General features: G+C 51.6%; 33 protein-coding genes and 1 other annotated feature. Of the genes, 17 read left to right on the top strand and 16 right to left on the bottom strand.

Translation table 11 applies throughout. The features are described 5' to 3' along the window. Positions 1–2: 2 nt before the first annotated feature. From infC to ihfA, 7 genes are all read left to right on the top strand, one after another. The gene (gene infC, locus ACTU3N_RS22080; protein WP_443088371.1) at positions 3–545 is read left to right on the top strand and encodes a translation initiation factor IF-3; all 543 of its coding nucleotides are present in this window, start codon (positions 3–5) and stop codon (positions 543–545) included. 92 nt (positions 546–637) lie between these two features. Next, the gene (rpmI, locus tag ACTU3N_RS22075) at positions 638–835 is read left to right on the top strand and encodes a 50S ribosomal protein L35 (protein ID WP_001124225.1); all 198 of its coding nucleotides are present in this window, start codon (positions 638–640) and stop codon (positions 833–835) included. A gap of 45 nt (positions 836–880) precedes the next feature. After that, on the top strand, positions 881–1,237 hold the full coding sequence (gene rplT / locus ACTU3N_RS22070) for a 50S ribosomal protein L20 (protein WP_013366084.1): 357 nt from the start codon (positions 881–883) through the stop codon (positions 1,235–1,237). Between the two features lie 153 nt (positions 1,238–1,390). Next, positions 1,391–1,514: a sequence feature (Phe leader region), on the top strand. After that, a complete protein-coding gene (gene pheM, locus ACTU3N_RS22065) occupies positions 1,396–1,440 on the top strand; it encodes a pheST operon leader peptide PheM (RefSeq protein ID WP_152525475.1) in 45 nt (14 codons plus the stop codon). It overlaps the preceding feature by 45 nt. Positions 1,515–1,640: 126 nt before the next feature. Beyond that, a complete protein-coding gene (gene pheS, locus ACTU3N_RS22060) occupies positions 1,641–2,624 on the top strand; it encodes a phenylalanine--tRNA ligase subunit alpha (RefSeq protein WP_443088264.1) in 984 nt (327 codons plus the stop codon). Positions 2,625–2,638: 14 nt separating this feature from the next. Then, positions 2,639–5,026 (top strand): phenylalanine--tRNA ligase subunit beta, encoded by a 2,388-nt coding sequence (gene pheT / locus ACTU3N_RS22055; protein ID WP_443088263.1) that lies wholly within the window; start codon positions 2,639–2,641, stop codon positions 5,024–5,026. Positions 5,027–5,030: 4 nt separating this feature from the next. Next, positions 5,031–5,330: an integration host factor subunit alpha gene (gene ihfA / locus ACTU3N_RS22050; RefSeq protein ID WP_006820203.1), complete on the top strand. Its 300-nt coding sequence runs from the start codon at positions 5,031–5,033 to the stop codon at positions 5,328–5,330. 146 nt (positions 5,331–5,476) lie between these two features. Here ihfA and ACTU3N_RS22045 read toward each other — a convergent pair whose 3' ends face one another. After that, a complete protein-coding gene (locus ACTU3N_RS22045; RefSeq protein ID WP_443088262.1) occupies positions 5,477–6,268 on the bottom strand; it encodes a DNA-methyltransferase in 792 nt (263 codons plus the stop codon). Further along, a complete protein-coding gene (locus tag ACTU3N_RS22040; RefSeq protein ID WP_443088261.1) occupies positions 6,213–6,410 on the bottom strand; it encodes a Com family DNA-binding transcriptional regulator in 198 nt (65 codons plus the stop codon). Before ACTU3N_RS22040 ends, ACTU3N_RS22045 begins: the two co-directional genes overlap by 56 nt. A gap of 303 nt (positions 6,411–6,713) precedes the next feature. Here ACTU3N_RS22040 and ACTU3N_RS22035 point away from each other — a divergent pair, with 303 nt between their 5' ends. Beyond that, the gene (locus ACTU3N_RS22035) at positions 6,714–7,394 is read left to right on the top strand and encodes a hypothetical protein (protein WP_443088260.1); all 681 of its coding nucleotides are present in this window, start codon (positions 6,714–6,716) and stop codon (positions 7,392–7,394) included. Positions 7,395–7,413: 19 nt separating this feature from the next. Beyond that, positions 7,414–7,833 carry a hypothetical protein gene (locus tag ACTU3N_RS22030; RefSeq protein WP_443088259.1) on the top strand — a complete coding sequence of 140 codons (420 nt, stop codon included), beginning with the start codon at positions 7,414–7,416 and terminating at the stop codon, positions 7,831–7,833. Positions 7,834–8,085: 252 nt separating this feature from the next. On the opposite strand, the gene ACTU3N_RS22025 is transcribed toward ACTU3N_RS22030, so the two are convergent. Continuing rightward, positions 8,086–8,226: a Hok/Gef family protein gene (locus ACTU3N_RS22025; RefSeq protein WP_000078920.1), complete on the bottom strand. Its 141-nt coding sequence runs from the start codon at positions 8,224–8,226 to the stop codon at positions 8,086–8,088. A gap of 191 nt (positions 8,227–8,417) precedes the next feature. Continuing rightward, positions 8,418–8,678, bottom strand: coding sequence for an ogr/Delta-like zinc finger family protein (locus tag ACTU3N_RS22020; RefSeq protein ID WP_000488107.1), 261 nt, complete (start codon positions 8,676–8,678; stop codon positions 8,418–8,420). A gap of 201 nt (positions 8,679–8,879) precedes the next feature. Here ACTU3N_RS22020 and ACTU3N_RS22015 point away from each other — a divergent pair, with 201 nt between their 5' ends. Next, on the top strand, positions 8,880–10,040 hold the full coding sequence (locus tag ACTU3N_RS22015; protein WP_443088258.1) for a hypothetical protein: 1,161 nt from the start codon (positions 8,880–8,882) through the stop codon (positions 10,038–10,040). A 130-nt stretch (positions 10,041–10,170) separates the two neighbouring features. Here the strand turns inward: ACTU3N_RS22015 and ACTU3N_RS22010 are convergent, their stop codons facing one another. Continuing rightward, a complete protein-coding gene (locus tag ACTU3N_RS22010) occupies positions 10,171–11,268 on the bottom strand; it encodes a phage late control D family protein (protein ID WP_443088257.1) in 1,098 nt (365 codons plus the stop codon). Positions 11,269–11,425: 157 nt separating this feature from the next. Here ACTU3N_RS22010 and ACTU3N_RS22005 point away from each other — a divergent pair, with 157 nt between their 5' ends. From ACTU3N_RS22005 to ACTU3N_RS21975, 7 genes are read left to right on the top strand one after another with little or no spacing between them, the layout of a single operon-like run. Then, positions 11,426–12,610 carry a phage tail sheath subtilisin-like domain-containing protein gene (locus ACTU3N_RS22005; RefSeq protein WP_443088256.1) on the top strand — a complete coding sequence of 395 codons (1,185 nt, stop codon included), beginning with the start codon at positions 11,426–11,428 and terminating at the stop codon, positions 12,608–12,610. Further along, complete coding sequence (locus ACTU3N_RS22000) at positions 12,610–13,122, top strand: phage major tail tube protein (RefSeq protein WP_443088255.1); 513 nt, start codon at positions 12,610–12,612, stop codon at positions 13,120–13,122. Before ACTU3N_RS22005 ends, ACTU3N_RS22000 begins: the two co-directional genes overlap by 1 nt. Before the next feature lie 54 nt (positions 13,123–13,176). Continuing rightward, the gene (locus ACTU3N_RS21995) at positions 13,177–13,545 is read left to right on the top strand and encodes a hypothetical protein (RefSeq protein ID WP_443088254.1); all 369 of its coding nucleotides are present in this window, start codon (positions 13,177–13,179) and stop codon (positions 13,543–13,545) included. Positions 13,546–13,580: 35 nt separating this feature from the next. Beyond that, positions 13,581–13,709 (top strand): GpE family phage tail protein, encoded by a 129-nt coding sequence (locus tag ACTU3N_RS21990; protein ID WP_000763327.1) that lies wholly within the window; start codon positions 13,581–13,583, stop codon positions 13,707–13,709. Then, complete coding sequence (locus ACTU3N_RS21985) at positions 13,696–16,503, top strand: phage tail tape measure protein (RefSeq protein ID WP_443088253.1); 2,808 nt, start codon at positions 13,696–13,698, stop codon at positions 16,501–16,503. The genes ACTU3N_RS21990 and ACTU3N_RS21985 overlap by 14 nt, the downstream gene beginning before the upstream one ends. A 12-nt stretch (positions 16,504–16,515) precedes the next feature. Continuing rightward, positions 16,516–17,007 carry a phage tail protein gene (locus ACTU3N_RS21980; RefSeq protein WP_443088252.1) on the top strand — a complete coding sequence of 164 codons (492 nt, stop codon included), beginning with the start codon at positions 16,516–16,518 and terminating at the stop codon, positions 17,005–17,007. 14 nt (positions 17,008–17,021) lie between these two features. Next, positions 17,022–17,321 (top strand): tail fiber assembly protein, encoded by a 300-nt coding sequence (locus tag ACTU3N_RS21975; RefSeq protein ID WP_443088251.1) that lies wholly within the window; start codon positions 17,022–17,024, stop codon positions 17,319–17,321. Between the two features lie 27 nt (positions 17,322–17,348). Here ACTU3N_RS21975 and ACTU3N_RS21970 read toward each other — a convergent pair whose 3' ends face one another. From ACTU3N_RS21970 to ACTU3N_RS21920, 11 genes are all read right to left on the bottom strand, one after another. Continuing rightward, positions 17,349–17,882 carry a tail fiber assembly protein gene (locus tag ACTU3N_RS21970; RefSeq protein WP_443088250.1) on the bottom strand — a complete coding sequence of 178 codons (534 nt, stop codon included), beginning with the start codon at positions 17,880–17,882 and terminating at the stop codon, positions 17,349–17,351. Position 17,883: 1 nt separating this feature from the next. Then, positions 17,884–19,353 (bottom strand): phage tail-collar fiber domain-containing protein, encoded by a 1,470-nt coding sequence (locus ACTU3N_RS21965; protein ID WP_443088249.1) that lies wholly within the window; start codon positions 19,351–19,353, stop codon positions 17,884–17,886. 22 nt (positions 19,354–19,375) lie between these two features. Further along, positions 19,376–19,957: a phage tail protein I gene (locus ACTU3N_RS21960; protein ID WP_443088248.1), complete on the bottom strand. Its 582-nt coding sequence runs from the start codon at positions 19,955–19,957 to the stop codon at positions 19,376–19,378. Next, on the bottom strand, positions 19,950–20,846 hold the full coding sequence (locus ACTU3N_RS21955) for a baseplate assembly protein (protein ID WP_443088247.1): 897 nt from the start codon (positions 20,844–20,846) through the stop codon (positions 19,950–19,952). Before ACTU3N_RS21955 ends, ACTU3N_RS21960 begins: the two co-directional genes overlap by 8 nt. Positions 20,847–20,849: 3 nt before the next feature. Continuing rightward, positions 20,850–21,200 (bottom strand): GPW/gp25 family protein, encoded by a 351-nt coding sequence (locus ACTU3N_RS21950; protein WP_443088246.1) that lies wholly within the window; start codon positions 21,198–21,200, stop codon positions 20,850–20,852. Next, complete coding sequence (locus ACTU3N_RS21945) at positions 21,197–21,778, bottom strand: phage baseplate assembly protein V (protein WP_443088245.1); 582 nt, start codon at positions 21,776–21,778, stop codon at positions 21,197–21,199. The genes ACTU3N_RS21950 and ACTU3N_RS21945 overlap by 4 nt, the downstream gene beginning before the upstream one ends. After that, positions 21,775–22,410, bottom strand: a complete 636-nt coding sequence (locus tag ACTU3N_RS21940) for a phage virion morphogenesis protein (protein ID WP_443088244.1) — start codon at positions 22,408–22,410, stop codon at positions 21,775–21,777. Before ACTU3N_RS21940 ends, ACTU3N_RS21945 begins: the two co-directional genes overlap by 4 nt. After that, positions 22,403–22,870, bottom strand: a complete 468-nt coding sequence (locus ACTU3N_RS21935; protein ID WP_443088243.1) for a phage tail protein — start codon at positions 22,868–22,870, stop codon at positions 22,403–22,405. The genes ACTU3N_RS21940 and ACTU3N_RS21935 overlap by 8 nt, the downstream gene beginning before the upstream one ends. Then, on the bottom strand, positions 22,857–23,147 hold the full coding sequence (gene lysC, locus ACTU3N_RS21930; protein WP_443088370.1) for an Rz1-like lysis system protein LysC: 291 nt from the start codon (positions 23,145–23,147) through the stop codon (positions 22,857–22,859). Before lysC ends, ACTU3N_RS21935 begins: the two co-directional genes overlap by 14 nt. A gap of 265 nt (positions 23,148–23,412) precedes the next feature. Further along, positions 23,413–23,958 carry a glycoside hydrolase family 108 protein gene (locus ACTU3N_RS21925; protein ID WP_443088242.1) on the bottom strand — a complete coding sequence of 182 codons (546 nt, stop codon included), beginning with the start codon at positions 23,956–23,958 and terminating at the stop codon, positions 23,413–23,415. A 54-nt stretch (positions 23,959–24,012) separates the two neighbouring features. Then, complete coding sequence (locus ACTU3N_RS21920) at positions 24,013–24,336, bottom strand: phage holin family protein (RefSeq protein ID WP_443088241.1); 324 nt, start codon at positions 24,334–24,336, stop codon at positions 24,013–24,015. Positions 24,337–24,338: the final 2 nt, after the last annotated feature.

The following is a 24,338-nucleotide window of genomic DNA, read 5'->3' as shown; positions in this document are numbered from 1 at the left end:
GTATTAAAGGCGGAAAACGAGTTCAAACGGCGCGTCCGAATCGTATCAATGGCGAGATCCGCGCCCAGGAAGTTCGCTTGACGGGTCTGGAAGGCGAGCAGATTGGTATTGTGAGTCTGCGAGAGGCTCTGGAAAAAGCTGAGGAAGCCGGGGTGGATTTAGTTGAAATCAGCCCTAACGCCGAACCGCCCGTTTGTCGTATAATGGATTACGGCAAATTCCTCTATGAAAAGAGCAAGTCTTCGAAGGAACAGAAGAAAAAGCAAAAAGTTATTCAGGTTAAGGAAATTAAATTCCGTCCTGGCACAGATGAAGGTGACTATCAGGTAAAACTCCGCAGCCTGATTCGCTTTCTTGAAGAGGGTGATAAGGCCAAGATTACGCTGCGTTTCCGCGGTCGTGAGATGGCCCACCAGCAGATCGGTATGGAAGTGCTTAATCGCGTGAAAGACGATCTGAGTGAACTGGCAGTTGTCGAATCCTTCCCATCGAAGATCGAAGGCCGCCAGATGATCATGGTGCTCGCTCCTAAGAAGAAACAGTAAGGCCATCAAGTAATTAAACCTGTGGGTCACAGGCTCGCAGGTTTGGTTCGCCTTTGTTTCGTTTATTAACAATGCGAAGTGGAAGTTAAAAAATGCCAAAAATTAAGACCGTACGCGGTGCTGCTAAGCGCTTCAAAAAAACCGGTAAAGGTGGTTTTAAGCACAAGCACGCTAACCTGCGTCATATTCTGACTAAAAAAGCTACCAAGCGTAAACGTCACCTGCGTCCGAAAGCCATGGTTTCCAAAGGCGATCTGGGCCTGGTAATCGCGTGCCTGCCGTACGCATAAGTCGTTAACCTTTAAACTTTTTAATTAGAATATACAGGAGAGCATATGGCTCGCGTAAAACGTGGTGTGATTGCACGTGCACGTCATAAGAAAATTTTGAAACAAGCTAAAGGTTACTACGGCGCGCGTTCTCGCGTTTACCGTGTTGCCTTCCAGGCTGTTATCAAAGCTGGTCAGTACGCTTATCGTGACCGTCGTCAGAAAAAGCGTCAGTTCCGTCAACTGTGGATTGCACGTATCAACGCAGCAGCACGTCAGAACGGTATTTCTTACAGCAAATTCATCAACGGCCTGAAAAAAGCCTCTGTTGAAATCGACCGTAAGATCCTGGCTGACATCGCCGTATTCGACAAAGTGGCATTCACTGCCCTGGTTGAAAAAGCGAAAGCAGCTCTGGCGTAAGCCGGTTTAAGAGAGGGAGCCTGGCTCCCTCTTTTGCTTTAACGCTATGCTGCTGTAACCGTGCAGGATGCTTTAACTCCGTCAGCGCATTGACTTTTCACCGTGATACGCTTTCAATAAGCATCAACTTCTATTTACCCGATTAAGGTAACGCAAGCATGAATGCTGCTCTTTTCCGCTTCTTTTTTTACTTTAGCACCTGAACCCAGGGGGCTAGCGCGTGAGAAAAGAAACGAAAAACAGCGCCAGAAGCCTCCCCTGTGGAGGCTTTTTTTGTATCTGACGTTTGCTTTTCTGTTTTGCATCGCGTCGGGCAGAGCGGTTTACTCTGCCTGCGAGGCAAAATAGTTAGCGTAAATGACTTACCATAGACGGTGTCTGCACCGACATTACGAGGAAAACCATGTCACATCTCGCAGAGCTGGTTGCCAGTGCGAAGGCAGCCATTAACAATGCAACAGATGTCGCCGCGCTGGATAATGTACGCGTCGAATATCTGGGCAAGAAAGGGCATCTGACCCTGCAAATGACCACCCTGCGTGAGCTGCCGCCAGAGGAGCGTCCCGCTGCTGGTGCAGTGATCAACGAAGCCAAGGAGCAGGTTCAACAGGCGCTGAATGCCCGCAAAGCGGATCTGGAAAGTGCTGCGCTTAATGCGCGTCTGACCGCTGAGACTATCGATGTCTCTCTGCCGGGTCGTCGTATCGAAAATGGTGGTTTGCATCCGGTTACCCGCACCATTGACCGTATTGAAAGTTTCTTCGGTGAGCTCGGCTTTACCGTAGCGACAGGGCCGGAAATCGAAGACGATTACCATAACTTTGATGCCCTGAATATTCCGGGACACCACCCGGCGCGCGCTGACCACGACACTTTTTGGTTCGATGCGACGCGTCTTCTGCGTACGCAAACCTCCGGTGTGCAGATCCGCACCATGGAACACCAGCAGCCGCCGATCCGCATTATTGCGCCGGGCCGCGTCTATCGTAACGACTACGATCAGACCCACACGCCAATGTTCCATCAAATGGAAGGGCTGATCGTTGATAAAAATATCAGCTTCACCAATCTGAAGGGCACGCTGCACGACTTTTTGCGCAACTTCTTTGAGGAAGATTTGCAAATCCGCTTCCGCCCGTCCTATTTCCCCTTTACCGAACCTTCTGCCGAAGTTGACGTGATGGGCAAAAACGGTAAATGGCTGGAAGTGCTGGGCTGCGGCATGGTGCATCCTAATGTACTGCGTAACGTCGGTATTGATCCGGAAATCTACTCCGGCTTTGCCTTTGGCATGGGAATGGAGCGTTTAACCATGCTTCGTTACGGTGTCACTGATTTGCGCGCATTCTTCGAAAACGATCTGCGTTTCCTCAAACAGTTTAAATAAGGGCAGGAAAAACAATGAAATTCAGTGAACTGTGGTTACGCGAATGGGTCAATCCCGCCATTGACAGTGAAGCGCTGTCAGGGCAAATCACCATGGCAGGCCTGGAAGTAGATGGCGTAGAACCAGTCGCCGGCGCGTTCCATGGCGTTGTCGTGGGCGAAGTGGTTGAGTGTGCTCAGCACCCGAATGCCGACAAACTGCGCGTCACAAAAGTTAACACCGGCGGCGATCGCTTGCTGGATATCGTCTGTGGTGCGCCAAACTGCCGCAAAGGGCTGAAAGTGGCGGTTGCAACCGTGGGCGCGGTGCTGCCGGGCGATTTTAAAATCAAAGCGGCGAAACTGCGCGGTGAACCTTCAGAAGGGATGCTCTGTTCTTTCTCTGAGCTGGGGATTTCCGACGATCATAACGGCATCATTGAGTTGCCCGCAGATGCGCCCATCGGTACCGATATCCGCGACTACCTGAAACTTAACGACAACACCATTGAAATCAGCGTCACGCCAAACCGCGCAGATTGCCTGGGTATTATCGGTGTTGCGCGTGATGTTGCGGTGCTCAATCGTTCGCCGCTTATTGAGCCGGAGATTGCACCGGTTGCGGCGACGCACAATGAAACGCTGCCGATCACTGTTGAGGCGCCACAAGCCTGCCCGCGCTATCTGGGCCGTATTATTAAAGGCATCAATGTTAAAGCGCCTACGCCGCTGTGGATGAAAGAGAAACTGCGTCGTTGCGGTATCCGTTCTATTGATGCGGTAGTGGATGTCACCAACTACGTGCTGCTGGAGCTGGGGCAGCCGATGCATGCGTTTGACCGTGACCGTCTTGATGGCGGCATTGTAGTGCGTATGGCGAAAGAGGGCGAAACCCTGGTGTTGCTGGACGGAAGCGAAGCGAAGCTGAACGCCGACACGCTGGTTATCGCTGACCAGAGCAAAGCGCTGGCAATGGGCGGTATTTTTGGCGGTGAGCATTCCGGCGTGAATGACGAAACGCAAAACGTCTTGTTGGAGTGCGCTTTCTTCAATCCGCTCGCTATTACCGGTCGCGCGCGCCGTCATGGCCTGCACACCGATGCCTCGCATCGTTACGAGCGTGGCGTTGACCCGCAGTTGCAATATAAAGCGATGGAGCGTGCAACGCGCCTGCTGCTGGATATCTGCGGTGGCGAAGCCGGGCCGGTGATTGATGTGACCAATGAAGAGACGCTGCCGAAACCAGCAACGATCCGTCTGCGCCGCAGCAAGCTGGACAGGCTGATTGGTCATCACATTGCTGATGAACAGGTGAGCGATATCCTTACGCGCCTCGGTTGCAAAGTGACGGAAGGTCAGGACGAGTGGCTGGCCGTGGCGCCGAGCTGGCGTTTCGATATGGAAATCGAAGAGGATCTGGTCGAGGAAGTCGCGCGTATTTACGGCTACAACAATATCCCTGACGCGCCGGTGCAGGCAGGCCTGGTGATGGGCGAACACCGTGAATCAAGCTTGTCGCTTAAACGTGTGAAAACTATGCTTAGCGACAAAGGGTATCAGGAAGTGATTACCTACAGCTTTGTTGACCCGAAAGTGCAACAGCTGATTCATCCGGGAGAAGAGGCGCTGATCCTGCCAAGCCCTATCTCCAGTGAAATGTCAGCCATGCGTCTGTCGCTGCTGACGGGGCTGCTGGGCACGGTGGTGTATAACCAGAATCGCCAGCAAAGCCGCGTGCGTATTTTCGAAACCGGTCTGCGTTTTGTCCCGGACACGCAGGCGAACCTCGGCATTCGTCAGGATGTGATGCTGGCCGGTGCGATTTGCGGTAACCGCTACGAAGAGCACTGGGATCTGGCAAAAGGCAGCGTCGATTTCTTCGATCTGAAAGGCGATCTGGAGTCTGTTCTGGAGCTGACCGGGAAATTATCCGACATTCAGTTCCGCGCAGAAGCGATTCCGGCGCTCCATCCGGGACAATCTGCGGTGATTTATCTGAAAGATAGGCCTGTTGGGGTCATCGGTGTTGTGCATCCTGAGCTGGAACGTAAGCTTGATCTGAACGGTCGGACACTGGTGTTTGAACTGGAGTGGAATGCCCTCGCAGAGCGCGTGGTTCCTCAGGCGCAGGAGGTTTCCCGCTTCCCGGCAAACCGTCGTGATATCGCAGTTGTGGTTGCCGAAAATGTGTCAGCAGCAGATGTTTTGGCCGAATGTAAGAAAGTTGGCGTAAATCAGGTAGTTGGCGTAAACTTGTTTGACGTGTACCGCGGTAAGGGTGTAGCGGAAGGGTATAAGAGCCTTGCCATTAGCCTGATCCTTCAGGATACCAGCCGTACACTCGAAGAAGAGGAGATTGCCTCTACCGTCGCCAAATGTGTAGAGGCATTAAAAGAGCGATTCCAGGCATCATTGAGGGATTGAACCTATGGCGCTTACAAAAGCTGAAATGTCAGAATATCTGTTTGATAAGCTTGGTCTTAGCAAACGTGATGCGAAAGAGCTGGTTGAGCTGTTTTTCGAAGAGATCCGTCGTGCTCTTGAGAATGGCGAGCAGGTAAAACTGTCTGGCTTTGGCAATTTCGATTTGCGCGACAAAAATCAACGTCCAGGTCGTAATCCTAAGACCGGCGAAGATATTCCCATTACAGCACGGCGCGTGGTGACCTTTAGACCCGGCCAGAAGTTAAAAAGTCGTGTCGAAAACGCTTCGCCCAAAGCTGAATAATCTGCACTAACCAAAAAGGCCGCTCTGCGGCCTTTTTTATTTTGTTAATTTATTGATTTATAATGGTTTATTTATTTGTGTTCCACGACATGCCCACATTTTTCGTGGGGGAGTGGGAGTAAGCCCGCAATATTGCGGGCTTTGTCTTATAGTCTGGTCTCTGTTTCAAGTCGCCGTGTTGCCACCTCAAAATAATGTTCACTGGTTTCTATACCAATAAACCTACGCCCCGCTTTCAGTGCAGCCACGCCCGTTGTCCCCGATCCCATGAAAGGATCAAGAATGATTCCGCCGCTATTTGCAGTCCTGACCAGCTCTGCCATAAGTTCTTCTGGTTTTCCGGTCGGGTGCATTTTCTTTGATGGGATAACCGGGAACGTCATGCAGCCGTCGAATGGACCCGAAGGCGATTTCCCTAAATGTCCTTTGCTGCCCCAGACGATGTATTCGCACTGATGCCGGAAATACCCGGTGTGAGGGGTTCGCGCTGCTCTTCCTTTGTTCCATGCAACGATGCCACGCCATGTAAAACCGCTGGCCTGAAAAGCATCGGTTAAGGCTGGCAGTTGTCGCCAGTCAGTAAATACCAGGGCATAACCGCCCGGCCTGACTGCGCGGTATGCCTGCGCCATCCACAATTGCGTCCAGTACGCCCACGAATGGGCATCCATGTTTTCACCTGCGAATCCCTCAAACCGATGAATGTTGTCATTGTTCAGGTACTTGGTGAGGCTGTCCTGATTAGTTCGCCCCGCCTTATGTGTTGCACCTGAACTGTAAGGTGGGTCAGTGATTAAGGCATCAATGCTTTCTGGCTCAATCAGCGGCAATATTTCCAGAGCATTTCCACAGCAGAGCGTGGCATTGTCATTCTGGTAAATCTTAGTGTGTTCCTGTGTGTGGACTGGCTGGTGCTGGATTGCGATCCCCACGGTCATAACTCCTCATGTGTGTGGGGTGCTCGATGGCTCTCGTTATCTGGTTAAGGGTTTTGCAGCGCGGACACTTTACTTCAATGTAGTGAAATGAGGCGCGGGCAAGTAGTTTGTTGCAATTTTTGCATCGTACATTTTGCGGCATTTGCGGCACCTCTTATGTGGTTACTGCTGCTGATATGATAACAAATCGATCTGTTATGCCTATTGTTTATAAGTGGCGCCCTCATTTGTAAGGGTACCAAAAAGAAAACCCGCTGTTTTTTACGCTGCGGGTTTGTTTTGTGCCTGAAATTTGCCGAGTGGCGATGAAATGGCGGTGGTGTGGCGACCAGACTTTGATTTCCGAGCCAATAGGTTTACAGCTATTGGTAAATTGTAACTACTGGTCAATCAGGAAGATCATCGATAACATGAACTTTCCTAGTGGACGATAAGGAACGAACCAGTGGCAGGATATAACCCTACCTTTCAGGGAGAACCTGGGTACCTTTTTACGTTTAAATCTAATCTCCCGGACGGTATTTTTTTCGAGTTACCGCCACGCAACTTACCGCTTAATTCCCAACCCATTCTTGACGATGAAATGGGTATGTGCATTGGCTATTCGGTCAATCAGGCTCCCGGTTTATGGCAAATATACGATACCAACGGTGTCTTTGTGCGCATGGAAGAGGCTCCTCTTGAAAGCCCGCTTATCGATCCGACAGATATTGCGCTAATAGCATTTGGTGTGTTTCGAATATTGCGAACAGGCCGTGCGCTTTTTGAGGCAAGTAGTCGCGCTGCCCTTTCTGCAAAACTAAGTCAGACGACGATAAACTTTCTGCGGGGTAGATTAAAAATAGGTCTGTCTGCGCGAAACCTGAAAGTAACAAAAACAGTCGCTACACGAATGAGTGACCCTGGCCGCTATGTGCCGTTACAGATCATGGAAAAAGCTATTCGATATGGCACGCGAAGTCCCGATCCTCAAAACATCGCGGGACAATTTATATATCGAACGGAAATGCATCGGCTGGTTAAACGTACCGTTGGGGGGCAAGTGAAATATGTCCGTGAGCGTTATCGCCTTCACGTTCTCGTTAGAGAAAAAGACTGGACAATTATGCACTTTCACTACGATTAAGAATTAGAGAGCAACGGTTATGTTTGAGATAAAAAACGATGATGCGTTATTCCGATTTTCCTTTATCGAAAGGATCGAAGAGCCGGAGGACAGGCGTCAGGATTTAATCATGTGCTGGCTGGAAGTAGCAGGATCAGGCATAAGCCTGGAGTGTAAATGTGAGTTTAGCCTCTTCGACCTGGAGGAATTCCGGGATAAGCTGCACCACTTCTATCAGTTACTGTCTACAAATCAGGCGGTGCCACCAATAGTTTATGCTCCCCGAACTAATACTTTTCAGTGTGATATCCGTCATGCATCAGATGCTGATGTTATTGGTTTTAACTTCAAAATAACCCCTGATATGCTGACTCGCTGGACGGTTGAAGGTGGTACTCTCATTGATCAAAGTTATTTTCCTGACCTTATCGCGGGTATCGACTCGATTCTTACTAATTGAGATAGAGCGTTTTTGATGTAGATAGCCCTTTAATAAAGGGGCAAGGGTGATTTCGAGTGTTATGGTAATTCGCACCTTAGTGCTGCGAAATGCGGTCTGTTATTTTTGATGGTGTCCTCAGTGGGGGAGACCAAAAAGAAACCCCGCAGTTTTTACGCTGCGGGTTTGTTGTTCATACCTGTGAGATAGGGTGCCACTTCGGCCAACCTAAGCAACCGATTGACGGGGGATTGCTCCCCCGTCGCGGTTTCCTTACTGCTTACACTGTAAGAACGCCGCAAACTCCGCTCCCCAGAAGCTCATCCGTATTTCACACAGCGAACCGTGCAGCATCCAGATGATGAGGATTACCGTCACGCAGAACGTGATGGCCGTAAGCGATTTTTGCGACATAGCGCTTGCTCCTTTGTTGGAGAGGCGCTAACCTATCACTTGCTTAAGGTAGATATGTTAGGGCCTCGGTTAAACAGAAATGTTTTCCGGGGCCTTTCCACATCTGGCCTTCGGGTATTCCCTCCGACCATCAGCCGAAAGGCACCCGCGCGTAATCTATCGCTTTTTTGTTACTCCGGCAATTCTGCCTGTTAATTCTGAGGTAAAGGCAAACTCATCTGATTGTTTCCCCTGTGTGAAGCAGGCAGTTCATGCCACGGGATACCTTCTGAAGAGTGAACGCCGGAGGCGTGTTTCGATGTGAATTTATGGAAAGCTTCCAGTGTTGAGAAGCATACGCCGCATTCCAGGTTGTTACACTGGTAATACTTTTGCCGCACGGTGTTTGAATCATTCTCCGGACGACTGGTGCGGATACGGGCAGATGCGCCACAAAGCGGACAACGGAACATAGCGACCTCCCTTAACGTGGTGCTGGTTCTATTTTAAGTTGTACTGGCTCAGACTCCAACAGCCACTCCGCCTTGAGCAAAAAGTTAGCGCAGGAGTGCATGTTTAAACCTAATTGCTTTAAATATAGTGATTCGGATAACCAGATGACTTGTGTTTATATATGATAACGGTAAAAATCTACTCTCTATGAGAATGTTGATGTGAAAATGGTCACTATGAAGATAACTAAGACAAATTTTGGTATAACTATTAATGATACTTTAATAACGGATTTTCGCGATGTAGTTAATGAAAGAGATTTTGTTTATAGTTACTTCATAAACAGAAATGGTAAAAATCAGTTCAGCCCTATTTGTTCATGCATGGATTGGATTACTGTTTCTGTACGCTATCTTATGAACATCCCTGAAATATCTGAAGACATTGATATTAAAGCTATGCAGATTTATACTATTATATCATCAATCGATATAATAGTGGAAGCGGTGCGGCAACTCCATCGTATTATTGAAAGTGACAATAATTTTATGAAATGGCCCTTTAAAGGCTCTGTTGATATTTTTAAGGATAAAATACATTATCTTTCGCATGAGGATGATGACTCTTATTTTAAGAGTATTCGCGCTATTTTTGGTGCTCACCCTACGAATCTTAAAAATAACCACGGGGAGAGATTATTTGCGAGCTGGCCTCATTTTTATGCACTTAATAATAATGATTTTACTATAAGTCTTTATAATAACAAACCCGGTGTGGATGATGTTATTTTCGGTATTAAATTTAACGAGCTTATCTCATATGTTGAAAGTAGGTATAAATATCTAGAAAAACTAATGGACTCTATAGTGGTAATTCGTAACAACCATTACGATGTTTTGTCCGCGCAAGTTATATCATCCACCGATAACATTTATGATGAGTTGAGGCTGCTTCTTTCAGAAGTCGCTATACCAGGTAATAATGATTATTACCGAATGCAATTGGAAGAGTTAATTCATTTGTTTGATGGTTGTGTTAAAGAGAAGCATCTTCAAGATGAAGTAAATGAGTTTTTGAGTAAACTCTATCCGATCGTTTTAGAGATTAGAAATAATCTTCAGAAAATGAATATTGAAGATTTAACAACTACTTGTGATGTGATTATTTCGAGGCTTCCTACAGGTGAATTAAATTATGTTCTTCAGAAGATGTTTTCTTGTCTCCACTCAGATAGGGATGATCCATTGAAGGATTATTACTTTGATACTTTAAATAAATATACTGAAGGTTGGTATAATTTTTGCCCTGCAGATAATGATAGTACAACCTTGCTAAAACTTAGAATGATGCTGTATCGGTATCATCAGCAAAAACTTGATTAACGATGAGAAATAATGTCAGCGGATTTTTTATAATCTTGCATATCAATTCATCGTTAGGTTTATGATGCCTATTTCGGGCACAGAGCAAACAGGTATATTATGTTGGCTCTGTGCCGTATCTTCCCACCATTTAGGTTTGCGCAATCCATTCAGGGATTTTTGTTTCAAGTTCAAGCTGCGTGGTAAAACCGCTGTTATCAATGGTGTGCTCGGCTTTTGCAATAATCCAGTCCTGATTATCAATCTCGCTTTTAAATCCTGTTACCGTGCCATGCATTTCGGGGTAGAGTTCTGCGCGTCCACGTGCCAGTGTGATGGAGAATGATGCGGCTCCGCGTTGTAGCTGCTGCCACTTTGCCGCCGCAGCGCGTCTTGCTGCCTGTTCGTTCTGATAAGTCTTGCGTAACACAAACACGTTGCCTTCCGCACCTTCCATATAGTCGCCTTCACGGCTACTGCTTTTCTCCTTTTTCGGTTTACGGCGTTTCACGCTGACTTTTTTCTTTTTCCCGTAATTAAGATCAAGCCAGTAAGCGCGTACCCCCGTATACGCCTCTCGGTCAGCAATGCGGAACTGATGGCGATCGCCGCTGCTGCGTGTGATGGCGAACGATGGCAACGGCTGGCCCTGTGCGTTCACGCCACCGCCTGGCATGATGAATAACAGATTACCGCTTTTTACCGTGGTGATAGCACCCAGCATTTCCGCCATGCGCGTAAGGAAGGACATGTCGCTTTCTTCGGTCTGGTCGGCGTGGTCGATTTCGATATCCATCAGCATCTCGCTGATTTGCGGTTTCAGGCCGTACCGATGAGCGATGGCAGATACCACGCGCTCAATGGTCACATCATGCCAGGACACCTCACGTTTAACGTTAAATTCATCCCGAAAATCTGCGCTTCTGGCTGAAACAGTCAGCCTGTCCGGCGGTCCTTCGTGTGCGATTTCATCAACAATGTAAGTGCCTTTTTCTGTCAGTGGTTCTCCTTTCCAGCCAATGAGAACCGTCAGGCGCGCGCCCCGTGGCGGTAGCTGCAACTGACCATCTGCATCATCCAGCGTGATGGTTAGCTGGTCCGCTTCAAATCCCCGGTTGTCGGTCAGTGACAGGCTCATCAGGCGTTCTGCCACGCCGGACAGCGTTTTACCCTCAGCGAGAATATCAAAATCCGGCATTTTCACGGGGTCTGTGCTCTGACTGAGCAATTGCATGGTGGTATCGGTCATCTGTTCCCTCCCTGTGCGGCATGGTCGCATGTGCGTGCGTAGGGGGTTACTGCTTTTTGTTGTCGCCGTGGAGGGAGAACGGCGCAGGGGTGAGATTACGCGCGTGGTGGGTGATGATTGTTGCCGAATCATTTAACGGATACAAGGGGCTGAAGCTATGAGTGAAACTCGTTTTCATGGTGCCCGTGTTACGGAAAGTACCGACCTGGTAACAGCGATTAATGATGTTGATTCCAGTGTTATCGGTATCGTGGCAACGGCGGATGATGCGGACGCGGAGCTGTTCCCGCTGAACAAGCCCACACTGCTGACCCGCGTCAATGACGTGCTGGGAAAATGCGGGACTACGGGAACGCTTTATCGTGCGCTTAAAGCCATCGCAGACCAGGTGAGCACAAAAGTGATCGTCGTTCGCGTGGCTGAACACAAAGAAGAAGGCGGTAAGACGCAGGATCAACTGGTTATCGGTGGTTCTGAATCTGACGGCAGCTACACGGGGATGTATGCGCTGCTTGTTGCAGAGCAGGATGAAAGCATCGGATACCGTCCGCGTATTCTGGCCGCGCCGGAGCTGGATACAGAGGCGGTAACGAAATCCCTGTGCGTGATTGCGGGTAAACTGCGCGCGTTTGTGTATGCCTCATGTCATGGCTGTAACACGATGGCTGAGTCGATTACCTACCGCCAGAAATTCAACGAACGTGAGGTGATGCTCTTATGGCCGGACTTTATCGCCTACAACCCGAAAAGTGGCAAAAACGAAACGTTCCCCGCGCCTGCCTATGCGTGCGGCCTTCGTGCGTACATTGACCATGAGCGGGGATGGCACAAATCGCTGTCCAACGTTCCGGTTAAAAATGTGCTGGGGATGTCCAGACATGTGTTCTGGTCGTTGCAGGCCGAAGACAGTGATGCCAACAGCCTCAACAACAAAGAAATCACGACCATTATTCGTCGCAACGGGTTCCGCTTCTGGGGCAACCGCACACCGGAAACGAACGCCTACATCTTTGAGGTGTATACCCGTACCGCACAGGTACTGGCTGACACGATTGCGGAAGCGCAGTTTGAAACCATCGACAGTCCACTGACGCCCGCGAACGTGAAGGATGTTATCAGTGCCATCAGGGCAAAACTGGATTCACTGGTTACTACCGGGAAACTGATTGGGGCGTCGTGCTGGTATGACGTGGTGGATAACGGCACCACGGATTTACGTCAGGGGCGCGTACGTATTCGCTACAAATATACGCCCGTTCCTCCGCTGGAAGACATGGAGCTTTACCAGACGTTTACTGATGAATTCTTTGGTCCCGCATTTGCGGTGCTGGGAGGTGCCTGATGGCTGTACCAAAACATCTTCGCTTTTTTACGCTGTTTGTGGATGGTGAAAACGAAGTGGGTAAGGTGACGTCCGTCACTCTGCCTAAACTGACGCGCAAAACCGACAGCTACCGGGGCGGTGGCATGATGGGCGCAGTAAGTATTGATCTCGGTCTGGACGACTCCGCGCTTGATGCGAGCTTTGTCATGGGGGGCGCAGTTCGTGAGCTGTTCCTGAAGTATGGCGGCACGATTGACGGTACGCTGCTGCGTTTTGCGGGTGAATACTACACCGACGCTGAAAGCGACCTGTATGAAGTCGAAATGCGCGGGCGTGTGACGGAAATTGATATGGGGGAAGCCAGGCAGGGCGAAGCCACGTCGCACACTTACGCCATTAAAAACACCTACTACAAGCTGAGCGTTAACGATCGTCCGTTGTGGGAGATTGACCTGCTGAACTTCATTTACCGGAAGGATGGCAAGGACATTGTGCCCGACCGCATCCGTTCCGCGCTTGGGCTTGGCTGATAAGTAATATGCAGGTGGCGCAGTGCGTCGCCTCTGACTGAAAGGAGTTTCCTGATGAAAGAGACGAAAAACATCGATACCGAAAACACGGTGGTGGTTGCTGACACTGTGAAAGAAACCAGTGAACGCGGCGTAAAACTTACCCGACCAATTGAGCGTGGCGGCGAAAAAATCACGTATGTGGAGATTACCGGAGCAATTGAGCAGGCAGGCTCCCTGCGTGGTCTGTCGTTGTCTGATGTGCTGGCCCTGAAAGCGGAACCCATGTTTACGCTGATGTCACGCGTGACATCACCGCGACTGGATGAAGTGACGATAAAAAAAATGGCGTCCCGCGACTTTATTCAGTTATGTGTGGTTGCCGTAAATTTTTTGAGCGGTGCGGACTCTGGCGGGAAGAACGAACAGGCGACGGAAGCCTGATCACAGTTGTGCGCTTTGAGCACATAGAAGACTTTGTGGCAGATATTGCCGTCATTTTTAACTGGTCGCCCGCCGAAATCTTCATGATGACGCCCGGCGAAGTGGTTAGCTGGCGTGAGCGGGCGGCACTTCGCAGCGGGAATGCAGACAATGAAGACTCTTGATATCCGGGTCGCTTTCAGCGCCGTTGACAGGCTGACCCGGCCTGCCGAAAACGCCCGCCGCCTGATGGGGCGGTTTGGTGATTCCATTCAGCGAACGCAGGGGGCTATCAAAAATCTTGAGCGTCAGGCGCGTTCATTTGAGCGCGCCCGTGACGCTGTCAGTAAAGCGGATGCGGGTATCGTGAAAGCACGACGCCAGCTTAACGCCCTTCAACAGTTACAGCGCACGGGTACAGTGCTCAGCGAAAAACAACAAAAGCTGATGCAGCAGTTAAGCACCCGGCTTGAACGCCTGAATGAATCGCGCACACGGGAAATTCAGAAAATGCGGGAGCTTGGCGGAGAACTGAAACGCCACGGCATTTCCCTGACAGGCAGCGATAACACCATTCAGCAGGCCATCAGACGCACCGAACAATACAACAACCAGCTTGAACGCGAACGGCAGGCGCTTGCGCGTGTAACGCAGGCGCGTGAGCGGTATTCGCGCGCGCAGGAAACAGCGGGAAAACTGAAAACGGGTGGTGCGCTGGCAATAGGTGCGGCAGCGGCTGGCGGCTATGCTGCCGGGCGTTTTTTGCAGCCCGCTATCGGGTTCGGGAAAGAGATGTCCCGCGTTCAGGCACTGACGCGAATCGACCAGAACAGCCCGCAGTTTAAGGCGCTGCGTGAGCAGGCGTTAAAACTTGGCTCTGAAACGCAGTTTACCGCAGGCGATGCCGCCAGTGGACAGGCATTTCTTGCAATGGCTGGCTTCACACCACAGGCCATTCAGGCTGCGCTTCCCGGCGTGCTGAGCATGGCAACGGCTGGCGGTATGGACCTCGGCGAGACGGCGGATATTGGCTCAAATATCCTGACGCAGTTCGGCCTTTCTGCTGACCAGATGGACCGGGTCGGTGACACACTCACCGCAGCGTTCACCCGTACCAACACTGACCTTCGCGCACTGGGCGAAACCATGAAATATGCAGGTCCGGTGGCGGGCAAGCTGGGAATATCGCTGGAGCAGGCCGCAGCGATGGCGGGCGTGCTGGCGAATATGGGTATCAGGGGAAGTGATGCCGGGACGGCAATGCGTGCCAGCCTGGCTCGTCTGGCATCACCGCCAAAGGCGGCAGCAGAGGCGCTGAAAGAGCTGGGCGTGTCCGTCTCGGATGCCGGAGGCAAAATGCGTCCGATGGAGGATGTGCTGGCTGACCTTTATAAAGCCACCCGCAAATACGGGGAAGTTGACCGGGTATCGTTCTTTAAGGACATTGCCGGGCAAGAGGCTTTCACATCATTTATGGCCCTCGTTGATGCGGCGGGTGATGGCTCCTTACCCAAACTGAGAAAAGAACTTGAAGGCGCGCGCGGTGAGGCTGACCGCACAGCAAAGGTTATGGCCAACAACCTTGATGGCGATCTGAAATCACTTGGCAGCGCGTGGGAAGGTCTGCGTATTCGCATCAGTGATCTGATTGACGGTCCGCTGCGTTCTGTCACGCAGTGGCTTACGCGAGTGGTTGCCAGGATTACGGCACTGGCGCAGGCACATCCGGCACTGACGCGTCAGCTATTGGTTGCAGGTGGTGCACTACTGGCAATGACTGCAACTGTAGGCTCGTTGTCGCTGGCTATTGGTGTGCTTGCTGGCCCGCTGGCAAAACTGCGTCTTGGTTTTTCTCTCCTGACCGGATCAATGAATGCTGTCAGGGTTCTGCCAGCACTATGGGGAATGGTGACGGGGGCTGTTTCTTTGCTGGGAGGCGCTATCGGGGCGCTATTCAGTCCGGTTGGTCTTATCGTGGCTGCGCTTGCCGGAGCTGCCGTTCTCATCTGGAAATACTGGGATCCAATCAGGGCATTTTTTGCCGGGGTGTTCAGCGGGATTATGGAAAGGCTGACTCCGTTGCGCGAAACCTTTGAACGGTTTGGCCCTGTTTTTGACGCAATCGGGAGCGGGATAAGCCAGGTGTTTAACTGGTTTAAATCGCTGCTGTCACCGATGGAGTCCAGCAAGGAAACGCTGGATAAATGCACCAGTGCTGGCGAGATATTCGGCAACGTTCTTGGCGGTGCGTTACAGCTTGTTCTGACACCTGCAAAAATGTTGCTGGATACGCTGGCGTGGATACTTGAAAAGCTTGGTGTGCTTCCGGATGAAGCGGAAAGGGCGAGAAAGAAAATCGAAGACGCACAGCGTGCGGCCATTCTTCAGGACAAGGTTGCCTTGCTTCAGGGGGACCTGGCGAAAATCAATCCGCCGAAGCCTGTGGAAAATGGCAATGGCACTGGAGGTGATAAACCCAAAGACAACAAACCGCTCACAGACAGCAATACCGGTACGCTACGCAGACTCAGCAAAATTGCTGATAACACAGGTAAGCTGGTTGATGAGACGAAAAAACGCATTGGCCCCGGCGATATTGTCTTTAAGAACCTACCCCGCGCACTTGCTGTTCGTGGGGAGTGGCAGGAGCGGAAGATTGCGCAGGTCAGTAAGCCTGCCCCCGCAATTAATATCACACCCGTGGTCCCGGCTCGGCTGCCTCCGGCGCTGGTCCCTGTTGTTGCGGCCAGCTCCCGCCCGGTGGGGGAGGCCATACGATCGCCAGTAGCATCAGTTCCTGCAACTTCCCGTAACCGGGAGCCTGTTGCCTCCGGGTTTGGCGGTGAAATTCATGTTCATCTGCATAACGTTGTTACGCAGAATCCCCGCGAACTGGCGAAACTGGTCGGTGAAATGGTCAGGGCGGAAATGGAACGGCGCGCTCGTGCCGGACGTGGCAGTTTTTACGATAAAGATTAAGGAGTCATGGCCATGATGATGATTTACGGCATGTTTGTTTTTGAGCTGCGCACGTTGCCGCATCAGCAGTTACAGCAAAATAAAAGCTGGCGACATGTGAAAAATGAACGCGTTAACCGTTCAGCAAGCTGGCAGTATATCGGTGCGGGTGATGATCGCATCGTTCTTTCCGGCGTGCTTTATCCTGAGATTACAGGTGGCGAAGTGTCGCTGTCGCTGCTAACCACGCAGGCTTATACAGGACGTCCCTGGCCTCTGATTGATGGTGTTGGGCAGATTTACGGCATGTATGTCCTGACCGAAACGAGTACGACCCGCTCTGAGTTCGATCGCTACGGGAAGGCGAAAAAGATAGAGTTTTCATTGACTCTTGAACGCTGTGATGAGGATTTACGCGAACGCCTGCAATCCTCATCATTCAGCGATATGCTGTCCGGCTTCAAAGATAAGGTGACATCATCCCTTAACAATGTGGCCGGTTCAGTTAAAGGGGGGCTGATTTAACGCAAAAATCGCTAATGGTCAGATTAGCGGTTTTCTGTTTCCTGAGCCTTCTTATTAAACCAAACGAATACGGGCAATCTGTAGTTGTTGCCCCGTCGGCGCCAACAGCGGAGGATTTAATTCGACAGGCAGAAAACCAGAGAGCAAAACTCCTTACTGAGGCTGAATCTGTCATATTCCCCCTGGAGCGCGCCGTCAGGCTGAATATGGCAACAGATGAGGAACGCACCAGATTGACCGCCTGGGAACGCTACAGCGTTCTGGTCAGTCGCGTGGATACTACAAAACCTGAATGGCCAGATAAGCCTGAGTAAAATTAAGGCCCGATGCCGGGCCTTTTCTCATTCTGGTTGTTCAGGAAATGTTACGGGCAGGACGGAGGTGTCTGTGGATTCGACTTTCTGCGCATAGAGCATCCACTCGGTTAATTTTTGCTTATTCTCATCGGAAATAATTCCCAGCCGTAACTGGGTGTCCCATAGCTGGGTATTATTCCTGACGACCTGTAATAGGCTTTGCTTTTTGTTTTCCGCTTGCTGCCTCTGTTCTTCCTCTGTATAAGTTCGCTTTATCACTTCGCCATCTTTGAACATCCAGTTACCAAGAATGTCTGCTCTTCGGTTATTTGTTGTGTTTGGCACTTCTACAACACTAAACCCTTCCGGGTTTATATATGTAATATCATTTTCAATTCGTCGAATTATTCCGTCCTGGTCATACGCAATTTTCAGCGTATCAGGTGAAAATCGCTTCTGTGCTTCATACCAGTCCTTGCCATCTTCTGCAAAAAAGAAAACTATATTTTCTTTTTTTGATAGTTCATATTGCTCGCGTGTTTTGGGCAGCCCCTTTTTAATATTTTTTAAATGCATCATATTAAACACTCGCTACATTATACCAGGTGCCGTTGACCAGTTTTTGTATCGGCCTGTAATAAACGCCGTTAACGTTATCGGCTGAGCTTTTCCCCGTATCCGATATTGATATACCAGTAAGCACATGCCCGAATGGCGCGCCAAACGTCCACGAGACAACATTGCTGCCGGGAGAGTGATACCCCTGCCCGCCAAGCCGGACATCCTGAACCCCCACCCTGCTCAGATAGCTGGACAGCCACCCGCCCCATAACGAACCATAGATATTCCCGTCAGCCGCCAGGCGCGCAGCGCCATTGCCAGCTCTCACTTCTCCTGTGGCAACGCAATCCCCGTTAATTCCATTACCAAAAGTAACTTTTCCACTACCAAGATTGACAATAAATGGCCGCAGTCCATTAAAACCACCATAATGGTTGCCTGCATCTGTAATCATCAGATACAAATCAGCCCCGTCTTGGCGCCAGAAAGCACCATAGTTGCCATAAATCATTCTAAAGCTATTCGCTGATAGTGACTGCACTTCACCAGCAGTTTTAACAACACCGTCTGCGTACAAATTCCTTAAGTTGAGATCACCGCTCATTTCATCGCCAGTGCGCTGAACAGCTCCGGCAGCTTTGTTTATGGTTTCTACCAAACCAAGGTATGCGAGAAGACCTGCAACATCCTTTCCACTCAAATTGGTAAGCGTATTGTCCAGCGGTTGTTTACCTGCCAGTGCATTAAGCATTGTTGTGGAAAAGTTAGGGTCATTCCCCAGCGCCGTTGCCAGTTCGTTCAGTGTATCCAGTGCAGCAGGCGCGGAAGCCACCATTGCCGCAATTGCTGATTTCACAAAAGCCGTGGTGGCAATCTGCGTGGTATTATTCCCCGCCGCTGGCGTCGGCGCTTTGGGTGTTCCGGTAAATGACGGGCTGGCTTTTGGCGCGTACTGTGAATGCGGGTCCTGCGCGGCAATATGTTTTGCCATCCCGTCATCTACATACAGCTTTAATTCCAGAATTCCATCATCCACGTATTTACGGGTTGCCAGTACCACGGACGGGTCGATTTTCAGCGTGATGGCTTCGGTGCTTGTGACAACCAGAATCATCCGAATCGTCTGTGTGCGACAACTGCCTTCCTGTAATTGCGGTTTGTACGTTTCCGGGCAGTTCGCCACCGCAATGAGTACCCCTTCATCATCATAAAGACCAATCTCACGGATCCAGAATCCTCCCTCGTTCTCAGGGATGATTTGCTCCGCAATAATCTGGCTCGGGTTGTTCGGGTCAACACTTAGCAGATTCAGCGGCGCAATGCGTTTCTGGTTGATCAGTTTTGTCTGTGCAGGGTCTGGTGTCGGTAATACACCATTCGCATCACCAACGGCCATTTGCGTCAGATTCAGCTTACTGCCGACCATCGTCGCGTTAGTCAGTCGTGCTGCGCCCTGATTAGTCAGAATAGCGTAGTATCTCACTGTCATGCGTTTGCTCTCAGGTTATCAATTAAATGAATGGCCGGGGCTGGGAAATATCCTCTTCGACAACAATGGCCTCCGGGGGGGAGGGATAAACCGTCAGGGCGTCACCGTGATAGCATTCCGTACCAACGAAAATGTTGCCATTCACACTCAGATTGATCGCCAGCCCTGTCAGATGTCGACTTACTGGTTTTGCATCTGCAATAAGGCGCTCAAGTTCCTGATACATTTCATCGGTGATACCCTGATCAAGTACCCCGACAACAATGCGAAATGTTCCCGGCTCCGCATTGAGTTGCCACCATTCCTTTACTTCAATCAGGTAGCCGAGAGGCTCTACGGCTCTTCGCAGCGCGCTGATGGTTCCCTTGTGTCGGTGTATCAGCCATGCGTCACGAATCACCTGTCGTTTGGTTTCTTCCGGCCAGTTGCGATCCCAGCGGTCAACAGAAAACGCCCAGGCGAGATAAGGCAGCAGATGCACCGGGCATTTGTCCGGCGACCACAGCGTGTTCAGGTCTACCGGAATGTTTGTAATGCGCGTGCCGACAGCTTCAGCACAACGCATGAAATTGCTGGCTGACGGTGGTAACAGTGAATTACTCATTGCGCCCACCTTCGCTGATGGTGAATGACTCACAGCGCGCCGCCTGTATGTCGCTGATGGCCATATTCTGTGTGGGTTCGATTATCTCCACGCGTTGCACGCCGTGCACATGCAGTGCGGCAGCAATGGCTGACAACGCCACGTCCTGACCGATAAGCCCCTGCTCAGACAGCCACTTCCTGAACGACGATTCAGCCGCAGCCAGAATAGGTTCGGATTCCGGGCCGGGGTAAAAGTACAGTTTTGCATTCAGCTGCCATGTCACGATTTTTGCGCTCTGTACGGTCAGGCGGTCGGCCACCGGGCGGGTATCCTCTGCATTCAGAACGGCGCGAACGGTATTAAGCAACGCCTCCGTTGCTGTGCCGTCGCCTTCAGTGGACAGAATGGAAACCGTCACATTTGCCGGAGACGGACTGATGGCCCGCGCATCACGTACCAGACCACTCGCACTGCGGGCAAAATACTCGTATGCGCCTGACGGGCCAGCAACACTCAGGCCGTCATACGCCCGCTGCGCCCGCAGTCTCAGCGAGGTGTCGCTCTCCATCACCGCGTCGGTGGTATCCGTTGCCGGAGTGATGGTCAGGCGCTTTGTGTTCATATTGCCCGCGAGGTTATCCAGATCTGTTCCGGTGCTGTGGCTTAACATGCAGGCGCGTGCGCCCTCATTGACCCGCTGGCGTAACAGCATTTCACGAAACGCAGTTGTCTGGGCGATAACGTTCAGGGGTTCCGATTCCAGTTCCAGCGCGGCGGAGACGGCTTCACGCTGTTCGGCGGGATAAGTCGCAATCATCATGGCCTTTGTGTCAGCCAGAATTGCCTCAAAATCAGGCTCCGCGATGATGGCGGGTTCCGGTAACTGGGAAAGGTCAACGGCAGGCATGATTTACTCTCTCAGCGTGATGGTTAATTCAACATTCTGCATGGTCTGCATGACAGTGCCCGACAGCGTCACCCCGGCGCGGCCTCCTGCCTTCCAGACAACGTCGATGGCGTCCAGGGCAATGCGTGGTTCCCATCGTGTCAGTGCAATCACGGCAGCGCTCATGCATTGCAGACGCGTGGTGTTATTCATGGGTTCGTCAATCAAATCAGACACAAGGCTGCCATATTCCCGTCGCATAACCCGGCTTGCCAGCGGGGTGGTCAGGATGTCCCTGACTGACTGTTTCAGGTGCTCCATATCGTTCAGGTTTCCCGTTTCGTCCGGGTTCATTCCTGTGTAGCGGGTTGTCACTGCGGGCCTCCTGTCGAATCGCTGCCACCTTTAACGCCACCGTGTTTATGCGTATGCACTGTGATGCCGTTTGAGGTGAAGTCGCCGCCGCTGTGCGTGATATTGCCGCTCATCGTTCCCCCTTTTGTGACGTTAATCGTCGCTGCTCTCAGAAGGTCTGTGCATTCCACGACAGGCGTATCCAGTGTCACGCTGACGGATGCCTGCAGAGTGGCCGTTTTCATGCCGCTGGCGCTCAGCGCGCCTGCGTCCGCGTCGTAGCGGAACACCGCGCCGTCCGGCGCGCTGACCACGATTTCTTTCAGGCTTTTGCCAGGTGCCGGAATGGCATCACTCCACAGGCTGCCGATTATTATGGCGGTTTCCGGATTACCGCCGATGCAGGCAATTGCCACCTGTTCGCCTGGTGATGGCGGAAGCCACACATTGAAGGCACCCGCGCGCGTGGTGTTCCAGCGCAGCCAGCCTGTTTCCAGTTCGCCGCTGCGAACGCGCACGCACCAGGATTCCTCATCAACTTCAGAGATGATCCCGGTGCGGATGATGTTGCTCAGCAGCCGCATGAGTTCTGCGCTCACCGTACAGCCTCCGCAATCCGGCCCAGCACCGTGTTATAAATCAGGCGCTCATCTGCCTGACTGATACCCAGCAGCTCACGTACCGGGTAATCGGTGAAAATGCCCGGCACAACCTGATCGCGCTCACCGAACTGATGAACGCGTGCAATACGTGCGGCCACGCCGCTATAACCCACCGTCACACCGGAAGCATCTGCACGGGCTTTCAGGTAACGGGCAGTGCGCAGTTTTACGAACATGGGGACGCGCTTTGTGCTGTCCTTGTTGATACGCCGGGTGCGTATTTCCAGAAAGCGGTCGATGTCATCCCGGTAAAACGTGCGGATGTTGTTTTTATCCTCATCCCACCCGGTAATGGTTCGCCCGTATTTCCCCGTGTCGTGATGCCAGTTTTTCAGCGTGCGTGCTTCGTTATTCCAGATAAAGCGAATGCGCTCCTGTATCCGGGTTACGCGGCGTCTGCGTGGTGTCCATGCGGTTCCGTCCGGCGCTTTCTGTGACCGGATACGCGACTGCTGGGCGCGGCGTAAATCCTGGGCCAGCTTTCTGGCGATGTTATTGATGGCCTGCTGATTCAGGCTGTCGCGGATAGCCTCAAAGGTTTCATCCACGCGGGTGAATGCCTTATCCATCGCTTTCACCCCACGTCACATCCTGGAATACATGCGACCAGTCGCCTTCGGAAGATGGCAGGCGGGGTTTTGGCTCCGGCAGGTGTTCTGCCTGCGGTGTACCCTGACTGCTGCGCGTGATGCGAACGCGTTCCCGCAGGGGGAGCGTAAACAGGAGATCGGCGCTGTCATCGTCATTGATAACGGCGGAGAATTTGATGTCCTGATTACGTTCCGGATTGAGCAACAACTGTGGCTGATTTTCGGATAACCACGCCAGCAGCGGCAGCGTGAGGTCGTCCAGCTCTCCGGCGTAATCCATGACAAACATCACCATCTGATAGCGGTAAACAAACGAGGGGGTTTCTCCGGTCGTTTCAATGTTGCCGCTCTCCACGAAAATGGTGAATTTTTCCGGGTTGGCCTGACACCATCGGCATGAACGGGTCAGGGCTTCACGCAGGGAATCAGTTTTCAGCATGGTTGTTGTCCTCGTGATTCAGTCGTTGCAGTCTGCGCTGTTCCAGTAATTCAATGGCCCGCTTATCTGCGTTACAGGTTTCCAGTGCATCCAGAAGGCGGTCGCCCCATATCCCGAGGTTTCCCCATGTGGGAGGGGCAGGGAAGGGGGGAGGCGTTACCGGCATGGTCAGCGTCTGCGGTATAAGCCGGACTGGCGGCGCTGGCCGTGGCGCGTTCTGCGTGCCTGCGCAACCTGTCAGTAAAACGAGCGTCAGGCAAAGCGTGGGCGCATTCATCTTTTGCAATATCGTTGCGTAGCTGTTCACGTCGGGCCTCTCCGTCCTGATTGCGTTGCTGATTTTCTGCGCGGAGTTGTGCCAGCACCTGCTGCATATCCTGTACTCCGGCACTGATGATGTTCAGTGTGTCGACGGTACTTTTCAGGGTGCTGGCCTGCGCTTCGTTTCTGGCGTTCTCCCGGCCCAGCGACCACGCCAGACGCATGGAAGCCCCCCCAGGTGGTAATCAGAAGTAAACCGACGCCCAGTGAAGCCCGTAACCTCATGCTGCTACACGTTCCTTTATCCAGCCGTAGACAAACGACTCGTTGGCTTCGCGTTTTTCCGCCAGCTCCAGATAGCGTTCGCCCTGCGTACAGTTCAGCGCTGTTAACATCACCATTTCGCCGTCCCGACCGCGTTTTTCCAGATATGCACGTAATGCGTTAATCGTGCGTGGACCAGTGCGCCCGTCCGCGTCCATATCCGGATACAGTTTCCCGCCCTGATTGAATACGTTCAGCCAGCGCTGAAGCATCCTGGTTGCCACAGACGGCCCCATATTTACTCCGGTGTCGCACAGTTCGGCAGCAATATCCGGGGACAGCTTCGCTATCTGGTCAAAACGCGGCCCGTACCAGTAATCAGCCTCAAGGATTTCCAGTGCCTGTCCGCGCGTTAAATCACGCATATCGCCACGGTATCCGTGCGCCCGTGCCACCTTTTCAGTGATGCCCCATTTTGTCGGACCGCCTCTGTCATCCGGGTGATTGACGTAGCCGCCTTCTTTGCCCAGAACGGCATCAAAAATTTCGTCTTTCGATTTCATTTCGTCACCCCTGTGAACAATTTTTATGGTGATTGTCAGCGTTAAGTCTGTGGCTTATTCATCCTCGTTTTTGGTTCTGCGATTAAAAGCCGCAATAACCTTGTCGCGTGCTTTCTCTGCACCCATAAAACCGATTGATGCGCCGATAAACGTCACGGCATCTTCAGGAAACCCGAAGAGGCGCAACGACCCGGCCACGGCCATGGCAAGAACGCCGCACGCCAGCGATCCTGTTACGGTCTGAACCAGTGTTCGTCCGTCATAAAGACTCATCAGCGCGGAAATGCTGACTGCCGCGCCTACTGCATACACCGTTGGCAGGTGGTCAAAGAGCCACGCAATAACCTGCTCTGTGATCCCTGTTTGAATGGTGCTCACTG

The organism is Vagococcus sp. WN89Y, assembly GCF_052220145.1.
Classification (GTDB): Bacteria; Pseudomonadota; Gammaproteobacteria; order Enterobacterales; family Enterobacteriaceae; genus Kosakonia.
This window is presented reverse-complemented; position numbering and strand designations above follow the sequence as displayed.

Coding starts and splice junctions, on each gene's coding strand:
- rpmI (WP_001124225.1), top strand. CDS start 638: ATGCCAAAAATTAAGACCGTACGCGGTGCTGCTAAGCGCTTCAAAAAA.
- rplT (WP_013366084.1), top strand. CDS start 881: ATGGCTCGCGTAAAACGTGGTGTGATTGCACGTGCACGTCATAAGAAA.
- pheS (WP_443088264.1), top strand. CDS start 1,641: ATGTCACATCTCGCAGAGCTGGTTGCCAGTGCGAAGGCAGCCATTAAC.
- pheT (WP_443088263.1), top strand. CDS start 2,639: ATGAAATTCAGTGAACTGTGGTTACGCGAATGGGTCAATCCCGCCATT.
- ihfA (WP_006820203.1), top strand. CDS start 5,031: ATGGCGCTTACAAAAGCTGAAATGTCAGAATATCTGTTTGATAAGCTT.
- ACTU3N_RS22045 (WP_443088262.1), bottom strand. CDS start 6,268: ATGACCGTGGGGATCGCAATCCAGCACCAGCCAGTCCACACACAGGAA.
- ACTU3N_RS22040 (WP_443088261.1), bottom strand. CDS start 6,410: ATGCCGCAAAATGTACGATGCAAAAATTGCAACAAACTACTTGCCCGC.
- ACTU3N_RS22030 (WP_443088259.1), top strand. CDS start 7,414: ATGTTTGAGATAAAAAACGATGATGCGTTATTCCGATTTTCCTTTATC.
- ACTU3N_RS22025 (WP_000078920.1), bottom strand. CDS start 8,226: ATGTCGCAAAAATCGCTTACGGCCATCACGTTCTGCGTGACGGTAATC.
- ACTU3N_RS22020 (WP_000488107.1), bottom strand. CDS start 8,678: ATGTTCCGTTGTCCGCTTTGTGGCGCATCTGCCCGTATCCGCACCAGT.
- ACTU3N_RS22010 (WP_443088257.1), bottom strand. CDS start 11,268: ATGACCGATACCACCATGCAATTGCTCAGTCAGAGCACAGACCCCGTG.
- ACTU3N_RS22005 (WP_443088256.1), top strand. CDS start 11,426: ATGAGTGAAACTCGTTTTCATGGTGCCCGTGTTACGGAAAGTACCGAC.
- ACTU3N_RS22000 (WP_443088255.1), top strand. CDS start 12,610: ATGGCTGTACCAAAACATCTTCGCTTTTTTACGCTGTTTGTGGATGGT.
- ACTU3N_RS21995 (WP_443088254.1), top strand. CDS start 13,177: ATGAAAGAGACGAAAAACATCGATACCGAAAACACGGTGGTGGTTGCT.
- ACTU3N_RS21985 (WP_443088253.1), top strand. CDS start 13,696: ATGAAGACTCTTGATATCCGGGTCGCTTTCAGCGCCGTTGACAGGCTG.
- ACTU3N_RS21980 (WP_443088252.1), top strand. CDS start 16,516: ATGATGATGATTTACGGCATGTTTGTTTTTGAGCTGCGCACGTTGCCG.
- ACTU3N_RS21975 (WP_443088251.1), top strand. CDS start 17,022: ATGGTCAGATTAGCGGTTTTCTGTTTCCTGAGCCTTCTTATTAAACCA.
- ACTU3N_RS21970 (WP_443088250.1), bottom strand. CDS start 17,882: ATGATGCATTTAAAAAATATTAAAAAGGGGCTGCCCAAAACACGCGAG.
- ACTU3N_RS21965 (WP_443088249.1), bottom strand. CDS start 19,353: ATGACAGTGAGATACTACGCTATTCTGACTAATCAGGGCGCAGCACGA.
- ACTU3N_RS21960 (WP_443088248.1), bottom strand. CDS start 19,957: ATGAGTAATTCACTGTTACCACCGTCAGCCAGCAATTTCATGCGTTGT.
- ACTU3N_RS21955 (WP_443088247.1), bottom strand. CDS start 20,846: ATGCCTGCCGTTGACCTTTCCCAGTTACCGGAACCCGCCATCATCGCG.
- ACTU3N_RS21940 (WP_443088244.1), bottom strand. CDS start 22,410: ATGGATAAGGCATTCACCCGCGTGGATGAAACCTTTGAGGCTATCCGC.
- ACTU3N_RS21935 (WP_443088243.1), bottom strand. CDS start 22,870: ATGCTGAAAACTGATTCCCTGCGTGAAGCCCTGACCCGTTCATGCCGA.
- lysC (WP_443088370.1), bottom strand. CDS start 23,147: ATGAATGCGCCCACGCTTTGCCTGACGCTCGTTTTACTGACAGGTTGC.
- ACTU3N_RS21925 (WP_443088242.1), bottom strand. CDS start 23,958: ATGAAATCGAAAGACGAAATTTTTGATGCCGTTCTGGGCAAAGAAGGC.